The organism is Mycobacterium sp., assembly GCF_019247635.1.
Taxonomy (GTDB): Bacteria; Actinomycetota; Actinomycetes; order Mycobacteriales; family Mycobacteriaceae; genus Mycobacterium.
Genome location: NZ_JAFBAR010000106.1, coordinates 1 through 10749 on the forward strand (window position 1 = coordinate 1; position 10749 = coordinate 10749).

Annotated in this window: 10 protein-coding genes; 8 read left to right on the top strand and 2 right to left on the bottom strand. The window is 67.3% G+C overall.

The features are described from left to right. Window positions 1-237 precede the first annotated feature (237 nt). The gene (locus JO236_RS17965; protein WP_323802174.1) at window positions 238-621 is read right to left on the bottom strand and encodes a serine/threonine-protein kinase; all 384 of its coding nucleotides are present in this window, start codon (window positions 619-621) and stop codon (window positions 238-240) included. A gap of 355 nt (window positions 622-976) precedes the next feature. Here JO236_RS17965 and pafA point away from each other — a divergent pair, with 355 nt between their 5' ends. The 7 genes from pafA to JO236_RS18000 all read left to right on the top strand — a co-directional run bounded on the left by pafA (window position 977) and on the right by JO236_RS18000 (window position 9398). After that, the gene (gene pafA / locus JO236_RS17970) at window positions 977-2335 is read left to right on the top strand and encodes a Pup--protein ligase (protein ID WP_293333404.1); all 1359 of its coding nucleotides are present in this window, start codon (window positions 977-979) and stop codon (window positions 2333-2335) included. Between the two features lie 10 nt (window positions 2336-2345). Then, entirely contained in the window at window positions 2346-3332 is a 987-nt protein-coding gene (locus tag JO236_RS17975; RefSeq protein ID WP_293333407.1) for a helix-turn-helix transcriptional regulator, read from the top strand. Beyond that, window positions 3329-4309, top strand: a complete 981-nt coding sequence (locus JO236_RS17980) for a helix-turn-helix transcriptional regulator (protein ID WP_293333410.1) — start codon at window positions 3329-3331, stop codon at window positions 4307-4309. Before JO236_RS17975 ends, JO236_RS17980 begins: the two co-directional genes overlap by 4 nt. A 90-nt stretch (window positions 4310-4399) precedes the next feature. Continuing rightward, window positions 4400-4660, top strand: coding sequence for a Sec-independent protein translocase subunit TatA (gene tatA / locus JO236_RS17985; protein ID WP_293333413.1), 261 nt, complete (start codon window positions 4400-4402; stop codon window positions 4658-4660). Window positions 4661-4797: 137 nt separating this feature from the next. Then, the gene (tatC, locus tag JO236_RS17990; protein ID WP_293333416.1) at window positions 4798-5682 is read left to right on the top strand and encodes a twin-arginine translocase subunit TatC; all 885 of its coding nucleotides are present in this window, start codon (window positions 4798-4800) and stop codon (window positions 5680-5682) included. Window positions 5683-5787: 105 nt separating this feature from the next. After that, window positions 5788-8544 carry a DEAD/DEAH box helicase gene (locus JO236_RS17995; protein ID WP_293333419.1) on the top strand — a complete coding sequence of 919 codons (2757 nt, stop codon included), beginning with the start codon at window positions 5788-5790 and terminating at the stop codon, window positions 8542-8544. Between the two features lie 74 nt (window positions 8545-8618). Next, window positions 8619-9398: a DUF4333 domain-containing protein gene (locus JO236_RS18000; RefSeq protein ID WP_293333422.1), complete on the top strand. Its 780-nt coding sequence runs from the start codon at window positions 8619-8621 to the stop codon at window positions 9396-9398. A 4-nt stretch (window positions 9399-9402) separates the two neighbouring features. Here JO236_RS18000 and JO236_RS18005 read toward each other — a convergent pair whose 3' ends face one another. Further along, entirely contained in the window at window positions 9403-10353 is a 951-nt protein-coding gene (locus JO236_RS18005) for a 5'-3' exonuclease (protein WP_293333428.1), read from the bottom strand. A gap of 87 nt (window positions 10354-10440) precedes the next feature. Between JO236_RS18005 and JO236_RS18010 the strand changes: the two genes are divergently transcribed. After that, a partial coding sequence (locus JO236_RS18010; protein WP_293333425.1) for an aminopeptidase P family N-terminal domain-containing protein occupies window positions 10441-10749 on the top strand: 309 nt, incomplete at its 3' end.

Below are 10749 nucleotides of genomic sequence, written 5' to 3' on the forward strand. Positions count from 1 at the left end.
GCGGCGGGCGTTCAAGCGGATCGGGCGGTCCCAGCTGCAGACGCTGCTGGGGGAGTCGGATGCCGAAGACGCGAAATCGGACGGCGATTCGTCGGATGGTAAGGGCGAAGCGTCGGAGTAAGTCCGCACAAGCAGCTCAGCTACGTCAGCACCAAGCTCGCGGTCACTTCGCGCGTCCGGCTCGTCAAGCAAGCGGCGCGCCGCGACTGAGGCCCACCGAGCACCGGTCCGCTCGTCCTAGTGGGGTATTTTGGCGGTGCGGGTCAGTTTGGTGGCCGAGGCGTCGTGGGCGATGCCGAAGTCGATGAGGTAGGCGAAGTCCTCGCCGGTGAGCAATGTGTTGGACGGTTTGACGTCGCGGTGCACCAGGCCCGCGGCATGGGCGGTGTCCAGGGCTGCACCCAGTTGGTCGACGATGCCGACAGCGCGTGCTGCGGGCAACGGTCCCTGGCGCTCAAGCAGGGTGCTCAGGTCCACGCCGTCGATGACCGGCATGACCAGGTAGAGCTGGCCGTTGATGTCACCGGTGTCGTAGATGGGGATGATGTGGGGTTCGGCCAGGCGGGCGGCGGCGTGGGCTTCGCGTCGGAAGCGTTCCTGGTAGCCGGGTTCGGTTGCCAGGTCGGGGGGACAGGATTTTGACGGCGACGTCGCGTCCGATGACGCTGTCGTGAGCCCGGTACACGGTGCCCATTCCGCCCTGGCCGATGACCTCTAGCAGCCGGTATCGGCCGAACACCACCTCATCCACCGCCGGCCTCCCTCACCAACGCGCGATCCGGCCGGCAAATTATCGCAGACAGCAATCTGTCCCGCCATGAAACGGCAACTGCCAGCTCCCTGACGATCGACAGATCACGCGCCGTGCTGGCGAGCGTTCGATCGTGGGCACAGTTGAGCCACGATCGTTTCCGTTACACGTCCAAGCGCGCGGCTTGCCCACATTCGAGGTGACACAACAAGTACCCTCGATTACGTGCAGCGGCGAATCATGGGCATCGAGACCGAGTTCGGTGTCACCTGCACCTTCCATGGTCACCGAAGGCTCAGTCCGGACGAGGTGGCCCGCTACCTGTTCCGCCGGGTGGTGTCCTGGGGGCGCAGCTCTAACGTGTTCTTGCGCAATGGCGCGCGCCTGTACCTCGATGTGGGTAGCCACCCGGAGTACGCCACCGCCGAATGCGACAGCCTGGTACAGCTGGTCACCCATGACCGGGCCGGCGAGTGGGTTCTCGAAGACCTGCTCGTAGACGCCGAGCAGCGCCTCGCCGACGAGGGCATCGGCGGCGATATCTATCTGTTCAAAAACAACACCGACTCGGCGGGCAACTCATATGGCTGTCACGAGAACTATCTGATTGTGCGGGCCGGTGAATTCTCCCGGATTTCCGATGTGCTGCTGCCGTTCTTGGTCACCCGCCAGCTGATCTGCGGGGCCGGCAAGGTACTGCAGACGCCCAAGGCCGCCACGTTCTGCTTGTCGCAGCGTGCCGAGCACATCTGGGAGGGCGTCTCCTCGGCCACCACCCGCAGCCGCCCGATCATCAATACCCGCGACGAGCCGCACGCCGACGCCGAGAAGTACCGTCGCCTGCACGTCATCGTCGGCGACTCCAACATGTGCGAGACGACCACCATGCTCAAGGTCGGCACCGCGGCACTGGTGCTGGAGATGATCGAGGCCGGCGTGGCCTTTCGCGACTTCTCCCTGGACAACCCCATCCGCGCTATCCGTGAGGTCAGCCACGACGTCACCGGCCGTCGTCCGGTGCGGCTGGCCGGAGGGCGTCAGGCCAGCGCGCTGGACATCCAGCGGGAGTACTACAGCCGCGCCGTCGAACACCTGCAGACCCGCGAGCCCAACGCGCAGATCGAGCAGGTCGTCGACCTGTGGGGCCGGCAGCTCGACGCCGTGGAAAGCCAGGACTTCGCGAAGGTGGACACCGAGATCGACTGGGTGATCAAGCGCAAGCTATTCCAGCGCTACCAGGACCGCTACGACATGGAGCTGTCCGACCCTAAGATCGCGCAGCTGGACCTGGCTTACCACGACATCAAGCGCGGGCGGGGTGTCTTCGATCTGCTGCAGCGCAAGGGGCTGGCGGCGCGGGTCACCACCGACGAAGAGATCGCCGAGGCCGTCGACCACCCGCCGCAGACCACCCGCGCCCGGCTGCGCGGCGAGTTCATCAGCGCCGCCCAAGCCGCCGGGCGTGACTTCACAGTCGACTGGGTACACCTCAAACTCAATGACCAGGCGCAGCGGACCGTGCTGTGCAAAGACCCGTTCCGCGCGGTCGACGAGCGGGTCAAACGGCTGATCGCGAGCATGTAACTCGGAGCTTATGGCGACCTCGAAAGTCGAACGACTGGTAAATCTCGTCATCGCACTGCTGTCCACCCGCGGATACATCACGGCGGAAAAGATCAGGACCAGCGTGGCGGGCTATGTGGAAAGTCCCAGCGCGGAGGCGTTCTCCCGGATGTTCGAACGCGACAAGAACGAGCTGCGCGACCTCGGCATTCCGTTGGAGGTCGGCAAGGTGTCGGCGCTGGACCCCACCGAGGGCTACCGAATCAACCGGGAGGCGTACTCGCTGCCGCCCGTCGAGCTCACCGCGGACGAGGCGGCGGCGGTGGCGGTCGCCACCCAACTGTGGGAGTCGCCGGAGTTGATCACCGCGACCCAGGGTGCCCTGCTCAAGCTGCGGGCCGCCGGTGTGGACGTCGATCCCGAGGCGCCGGTGGCCATCGCCTCCCCGGCCGGCCTGCCGGGACTGCGCGGTTCCGAAGACGTCCTGGGAATTCTGTTGTCCGCCATCGACTCTCGGCAGGCCGTGCAGTTTCCGCACCGGTCGTCGCGCACCGAGCCGTACACCACCCGCACCGTCGAGCCGTGGGGGGTGGTGACCGAGAAGGGGCGCTGGTATCTGGTAGGCCACGACCGCGACCGCGACGACACCCGCACTTTCCGGCTTTCCCGGATCGGTGCCGACGTCAGGCCGATCGGCCCGGCCGGCGCGGTCACGGTGCCCGAATACGTCGACCTGCGCAAGATCGTGGCCCAGACGGTCGGGGAGACACCCACCGGCACCCACGCCACGGTCTGGGTCGCCGACGGACGTGCCACCGCGCTGCGCCGCGCGGGGAAGACCGTCGGTCCACGGAAATTGGGCGATCGCGACGGCGACGTGATTGAACTAGAGGTGGGATCGTCCGATCAGCTGGCGCGTGACGTCACCGGCTACGGGGCCGATGCCATCGTGTTGGCGCCGCAGGCGCTGCGCGTCGATGTGCTCGCCCGGTTGCACGCTCAAGCGGGCATGGCGTGACTCAGCTGTCCACGCGGCTGGTGCGGCTGCTCAACATGGTGCCCTACTTCCAGGCCAACCCGCGGATCACGCGCGCCGAGGCGGCCGCTGACCTCGGCGTGTCCGCCAAACAGCTGGAGGCCGACCTGAACCAGCTGTGGATGTGCGGCCTGCCCGGCTATTACCCCGGTGACCTCATCGACTTCGAGTTCTCCGGCGACACCATCGAGGTGACGTTCTCGGCGGGCATCGACCGCCCGCTCAAGCTGACCTCGCCGGAGGCCACCGGCCTGCTGGTGGCGTTGCGGGCACTCGGCGACATTCCGGGCGTCGTCGACCCGCTGGCCGCACGCAGCGCCATCGCCAAAATCGCAGCCGCGGCCGGTGCCGTCGGACACGACAACTCTGTGACTGCGATCGCCGAGCCCGCACCCATCGAGAGCCGCGCGGCAGCCGCGGTGCGCACCGCGGTGCAGGACAACCGCGCGCTGAGCATCGACTACTACGCCGCCTCGCACGACACGCTGACCACCCGGGTCGTCGACCCCATCCGAGTGCTGTTGATCGGCGGTCACAGCTATCTGGAGGCGTGGTCACGCGAGGCCGAAGGGGTCCGGCTGTTCCGCTTCGACCGGATCGTGGACGCCAGCGTGCTACCCGAACGCGCTGCCCCGCCCGAGCCGGTGCTGCAGGCCCCCCCGGACACGTCACTGTTCGACGGCGACCCGTCGCTACCGTCGGCCACCCTGCGGGTGGCGCCGTCGGCGTCGTGGATGTTCGAGTACTACCCGATGCGGGAGTTGCGCCAGCTGCCCGACGGCTCCTGTGAGGCGGTCATGACGTATGCCTCCGCCGAATGGATGACACGGTTGGTGCTGGGTTTCGGGTCGGCGGTGCAGGTGCTCGAACCGGAGTCGCTCGCGCGCCGGGTGCGGGATGCGGCATTGAAGGGCTTGGCGGCGTACGAGTCCGCCGAACAAGCCGCGAGCAGGCATTAGTCACCGAAGCGTGACCATGGCGCGGCGCAGGCACCCCGACGCCGGCGCTGTGCTGCGGTAGCATCGGGTCAACGTCTGGAGGTAATCAAAGTGGGCAGTCTTCAACCGTGGCACTGGGCGATCCTCGCCGTCGTCGTGATCGTGCTGTTCGGCGCAAAGCGGCTTCCCGACGCGGCGCGCTCGCTGGGCAAGTCGATGCGCATCTTCAAGTCTGAGATCCGTGAGATGCAGACGGATAACAAGTCCGACGCCGTCCAGACCCCGGCCCCGGCCGCCACTCCGGTGGAGTCCAAGCGGGTCGACCCTGCACCGGCCAGCGAGCAGGGTCACACCGAGGCACGGCCGGCCTAGCCCGGCGCTACCGTCGGGTTCCCGGGCCTCATTGACCGAGCGTCGTGAACGGTTCTAAGGCTTCAGGGCGCGCAGCCGGTCTGTTCAAAAAACTCAACCCCCGCCAGCGGCGCAGCCGAGCCAATCCCGACGCGACGATGTCGCTTGTCGACCACCTGACCGAGCTGCGCACTCGACTGCTCATCGCCCTCGCCGCGATCGTGATCACCACGAGCTTCGGCTTCTACTGGTACTCGCATTCGATCTTCGGGTTGGAGAGCCTCGGCGAATGGCTGCGGCATCCCTACTGTTCCCTGCCGCAGTCCGCGCGTGCGGAGATCAGCGCCAACGGGCAGTGCAGGTTGCTGGCCACCGCGCCGTTTGACCAGTTCATGCTGCGCCTGAAGGTGGGGTTGACGGCCGGGATCGTGCTGGCCTGCCCGGTGTGGTTCTACGAGCTATGGGCGTTCATCACGCCCGGGCTGTATAAGAAAGAGCGCCGCTTCGCGGTGGCGTTTGTGATCCCAGCGGCGCTGTTGTTCGTCGGCGGCTCCGTGCTGGCGTACTTCGTCTTGTCCAAGGCGCTCGGCTTCCTGTTGACCGTCGGCAGCGACGTGCAGGTGACGGCGCTGTCGGGCGACCGGTACTTCGGCTTCCTGATCAATCTGCTGGTGGTTTTCGGGGTCAGCTTCGAGTTTCCGTTGCTGATCGTCATGCTGAACATGGTCGGCCTGCTGACCTATCAGCGGCTGAAGGCGTGGCGGCGAGGCTTGATCTTCGGGATGTTCGTCTTCGCGGCCGTGTTCACGCCGGGATCGGACCCATTTTCGATGACCGCGCTCGGGATGGCGCTGACAGTGCTGCTCGAGTTCGCCATCCAGATTGCGCGGTTCCACGACAAGCGAAAAGCCAAGCGCGAAGCCACCCGAGAAGCCACAGCGATTCCCGACGACGAAGCCGCGGTCATCGAGCCGCCCTCGCCGATACCTTTCCCGACACCCGAGCCGTCGGTCACCGCCGGGTCCCATGACGACGTCACCTAGCCGCCGCTGCCGCCGCCGGCCCCCCCGCGACGGTGCGCGTTTGTACGCGACACGCCGGGCTTGGGCGTACATCTGCGCACCCTCGCGCAACAAAGCGGCCGCGGCGTGACCGAGCTGGCCCGCTTCACCGCCGAACTGCCCTTCAAGCTCGACGATTTTCAGCAGCGGGCCTGCGTGGCGCTGGAACGTGGTCACGGCGTGCTGGTGTGCGCCCCCACTGGCGCCGGCAAGACCGTCGTCGGCGAATTCGCCGTGCACCTGGCGCTAGCCGCCGGCGGCAAGTGCTTCTACACCACACCGCTGAAGGCACTGAGCAACCAGAAGCACACCGACCTCGCGACGCGATATGGCAAAGGCAAGATCGGGCTGCTGACCGGTGACCTTTCCGTCAACGCCGACGCATCCGTGGTGGTGATGACCACCGAGGTGCTGCGGAACATGCTCTACGCTGATTCGCCTGCGCTGCAAGGACTTTCCTATGTAGTGATGGACGAGGTGCATTTCCTGGCCGACCGGATGCGGGGTCCGGTGTGGGAGGAAGTCATCCTGCATCTGCCCGACGAGGTGCGGGTGGTGAGCCTGTCGGCGACGGTGAGCAACGCCGAGGAGTTCGGTGGCTGGATCCAGACCGTGCGCGGCGACACGACGGTGGTGGTCGACGAGCACCGGCCGGTGCCGTTGTGGCAACACGTCCTGGTCGGTAAGCGGCTTTTCGACCTGTTCGACTACGGCTTTGACCGCGGCAAGGCCGCCGAGCAGCCGCGCGTCGATCCGGAACTGTTGCGCCACATCGCCCATCGCCGCGAGGCGGACCGGATGTCGGACTGGCGTGGGCCCCGTCGGCAGACGGGAAGGGGAGGTGCCGGCCGGGGACGGCCCGACCGTCCGCGCTTCTACCGCCCACCCGCGCGTCCGGACGTGATCGCGACGCTGGACTCCGCGGGGCTGTTGCCCGCGATCACCTTCGTCTTTTCCCGAGCCGGCTGTGACGCGGCCGTTCAACAGTGCCTGCGCTCACCACTGCGGCTGACCAGCGACGAGGAGCGTGCGCAGATCGCGGAGGTGATCGACCACCGCTGCGGCGACCTCAACGACGCCGACCTGGCGGTGCTGGGCTATTACGAGTGGCGCGAGGGTCTGCTGCGCGGGCTGGCGGCTCACCACGCCGGCATGTTGCCGGTCTTCCGGCACACCGTCGAGGAGCTCTTCGCCGAGGGGCTGGTCAAGGCGGTCTTCGCCACCGAGACCTTGGCGCTTGGCATCAACATGCCGGCCCGCACGGTGGTGCTGGAGCGGCTGGTGAAGTTCAACGGCGAGCAGCACGTGCCGCTGACGCCAGGGGAGTACACCCAGCTGACCGGCCGCGCCGGTCGGCGCGGTATCGACGTCGAGGGTCATGCCGTGGTGCTGTGGAACCCCGCCGACACCAACAGCGAGCCGTCCGAGGTGGCCGGTCTGGCCTCCACCCGCACCTTTCCGCTGCGCAGCTCGTTTGCGCCGTCGTACAACATGACGATCAACCTGGTGCACCAGATGGGCCCCGAACAAGCGCACCGGCTGCTGGAGCAGTCGTTCGCCCAATACCAGGCGGACCGATCCGTGGTCGGCCTGGTCCGCGGCATCGAGCGCGGCAGACAGCTGCTCGACGAAATTGCGGCCGAAATCGGTGGGCCGGACGCGCCGATCCTCGAATACGCCCGGATGCGCGCGCGGATTTCGGAAATGGAAAAAGCCCAGTCACGGGCGTCCCGGTTGCAACGACGGCAGGCAGCCACCGACGCGCTGGCCGCGCTGCGCCGCGGCGACATCATCACCATCACCCATGGCCGTCGCGGCGGGCTGGCAGTCGTGCTGGAATCCGCCCGCGACAGCGACGATCCGCGGCCCCTGGTGCTGACCGAAAACCGTTGGGCGGGAAGGATTTCGTCGTCCGACTATTCGGGTACCTCGCAGCCCGTCGGGTCGATGACGCTGCCTAAGCGGGTCGAGCATCGCCAGCCTCGGGTTCGACGCGATCTGGCCTCGGCGCTGCGCTCGGCGGCCGCAGGGTTGGTGGTTCCGGCGGCCCGACGGGACAAGGACGGCGCGTTCCACGATCCGGAGCTGGCGTCGTTGCGGGCCGAATTGCGGCGTCATCCCTGCCACCACACTCCCGACCTCGAGCCGCAGATCCGTCAGGCCGAACGCTACCTGCGCATCGAACGGGACAACGCGCAGCTGGAGCGCAAGGTCGCGAACGCCACCAACTCGTTGGCCAAGACATTCGACCGCATCGTCGGGCTGCTCACCGAGCGTGAGTTCATGCGGGGACCGGCCACCGATCCCGACGTCACAGACGACGGCCGGTTGCTGGCCCGCATCTACAGCGAGAGTGACTTGCTGGTCGCCGAATGCCTACGCACCGGCGCCTGGGCGAATCTGAAGCCGGCCGAGTTGGCGGCGGTGGTCTCGGCGGTGCTCTATGAGTCGCGGGGCGGCGACGGGCCGGGCGCCCCATACGGCGCCCAAGTGCCGACGCCGGCACTGCGGCAGGCGCTCAACCAGACCCTGCGTCTGTCGAGCGAGTTGCGCGCCGACGAGCACACGCACCGGATCACGCCGAGTCGTGAACCCGACGACGGGTTCGTCAGCGTGATTTACCGCTGGGCGCGAACCGGTGACCTGTCGGCGGCTTTAGCGGTTGCCGACGAGGTGGGCAGCGGTTCGCCGCTGTCGGCCGGGGATTTCGTGCGTTGGTGCCGACAGGTGCTCGATCTGCTGGACCAGGTTCGCAACGCCGCCCCGCAGCCCGATCTGCGGGCGACGGCGAAACGCGCTATTAATGACGTTCGGCGCGGCGTCGTCGCAGTTGACGCCGGGTAGGCTTGGCGAAGCTACGGTAAGACCGGCAAGCGTCAGCACGCCCAGGACGACGAAGAGGGGACTGAGGAGCAACGATGAGCGGACCGCAGGGGCCAGACCCGCACCAGCCGTGGCAGGGCGCCGACCATTCCTCAGACCCGACCATTGCCGGATCCCCATGGCAGCAGCAGGCACCGCCGAACCAGGACCCGGCATGGCATGCCCCGGCGTACACGCCCGCCGAGTATCCGCAGTACCAGCAGCCGGCGCCGCAATACCCGTCGGCACCCGGCTACGGGCAATCCGATTTCAACTCGCAGGCCACCCAAATCGGGGCGACCCCGCAGTACGGCCAGCCCAGTCAGTACGGTCAGCCCGGCCAATATGGTCAGCCGGGCCAATACGGTCAGCCCGGCCAGTACGGACAACCGGGTCAACCGGGTCAACCGGGTCAATATGGTCAGCCGGGCCAATACGGTCAGCCCGCCCAGTACGGACAGCCCGGCCAGTACTCGCCCTATGGCCAGCCCGCCAAAAGGGGATCAAAGGGGCTGATCTTCGGTATCCTCGGCGCGCTCGCGGTGATCGTCATCGGGCTCGTGCTCGTGCTCGGCTTCTGGGAGCCAGGGTTCTTCGTCACCACCAAGCTCGACGTCAACAAGGCGCAAGCCGGCGTGCAGCAGATCCTCACTGACGAGACCAATGGCTACGGCGCCAAGAATGTCAAAGACGTCAAATGCAACAACGGCGCGGACCCGATCGTCAAAAAGGGTGGCACCTTCGACTGCACCGTCAACATCGACGGCGCGGCCAAGAAGGTGACAGTGACCTTCCAGGACGGCAAGGGCACCTACGAGGTCGGCCGGCCGCAGTAGCGGGTCACAGCCCGTCCAGCGCCTTCTGCAGGCGCGCGATCGAAGAGCCCACGCCGTATCGGGTCGCCAGCTCGGCGGTGCGCGCCGGATCGGCGGCGGCCAGGGGCAGCGCGTCGGTGTGCGTCGAAAGCGCGACCGGCGCGTCGATAGCCACCCGCACCACCGGGCCCGCAGCGTCGATGTAATCCGTCGCCGCCAGCAGTTTGGTGCGCAAACCCTTGGCCATCGTCGCCTTGGGGTCATGGACGGCGGCGATGATCTCTTCCAGCGAGCCGTACCGCGCCAGCAAGGTCGCGGCCGTTTTCTCACCAATGCCCGGCACGCCCGGCAAGCCGTCGGAGGGGTCGCCGCGTAGCAGCGCCAGCTCGGCGTAGGCCGGACCGGCCCTGTTCGCCGGCACGCCATAGTTTTCGGCCACCTCGGCCGGCCCGAACAGTGTGGCCTTGGACAACCCGCGGCCAAGGTAGAGCACCCGAACCTGAACCGGTTCGTCGGCGACCACCTGCAGCAGGTCGCGGTCACCGCTGACCACCACGACCGGGTCGCTGCGCTCCGCGGCCGCCAGCGTGCCCAGCACGTCGTCGGCCTCGAAACTCGGCGCCCCCGCCGTCGCGATCCCGAAGGCGTCCAGTAGCTCCATGATCATGTCGACTTGCGGCGTCAGGTCGTCGGGTACTTCCTCGATGTCGGGCTCGCCCTCGGGCTCCGTTTCGGCTACCCGGTGTGCCTTGTACGACGGGATGAGGTCCACCCGGAACTGCGGGCGCCAATCGAGGTCCAGGCATACCGCCAGTCGGCTGGGTCGCTGTTGAGTGATCACCACGGCCATCGAGTCGATGAATCCCCGCACGGCGTTGACCGGACGGCCATCTGGAGCGGTGATCGAGGACGGCACCCCGAAGTACGACCGAAACCACATGCTGGCGCCATCGAGAAGTACCAGCGGCGATCGCAAGCGCGGCGGAGCCGGGCGCCGCGGGTCGCCACTCATCGAACCACCAGCGGCGATGGTGGTGCGGGCATGCCGGTTATCCTGCCACCCATGGAATCTCGCCGATCCGAGGCCTTCGCAGCCGAAGTTTATGCTCGACGGCTGGCCGCGGCGGCCGCCGCGACCGGCAAAGCCGGCCTGGCCGGCCTGGTGATCACCCCGGGCTACGACCTGCGCTACCTGATTGGGTCGCGTGCCGAGACGTTCGAGCGGCTCACGGCGCTGGTGCTGCCGGCGTCCGGGTCACCGACCGTCGTGTTGCCGCGGCTGGAGCGTGCATCGCTGAAGGGGTCAGCCGTCGCCGAACTTGGCCTGGCAGTGTGGGATTGGGTCGACGGCGAAGACCCGTACCAGTTGGTG

Excerpts from the sequence above, each read along its gene's own strand:
- JO236_RS17975 (WP_293333407.1), top strand. The coding sequence starts at position 2,346 with ATGGCGACCTCGAAAGTCGAACGACTGGTAAATCTCGTCATCGCACTG.
- tatC (WP_293333416.1), top strand. The coding sequence starts at position 4,798 with ATGTCGCTTGTCGACCACCTGACCGAGCTGCGCACTCGACTGCTCATC.
- JO236_RS18000 (WP_293333422.1), top strand. The coding sequence starts at position 8,619 with ATGAGCGGACCGCAGGGGCCAGACCCGCACCAGCCGTGGCAGGGCGCC.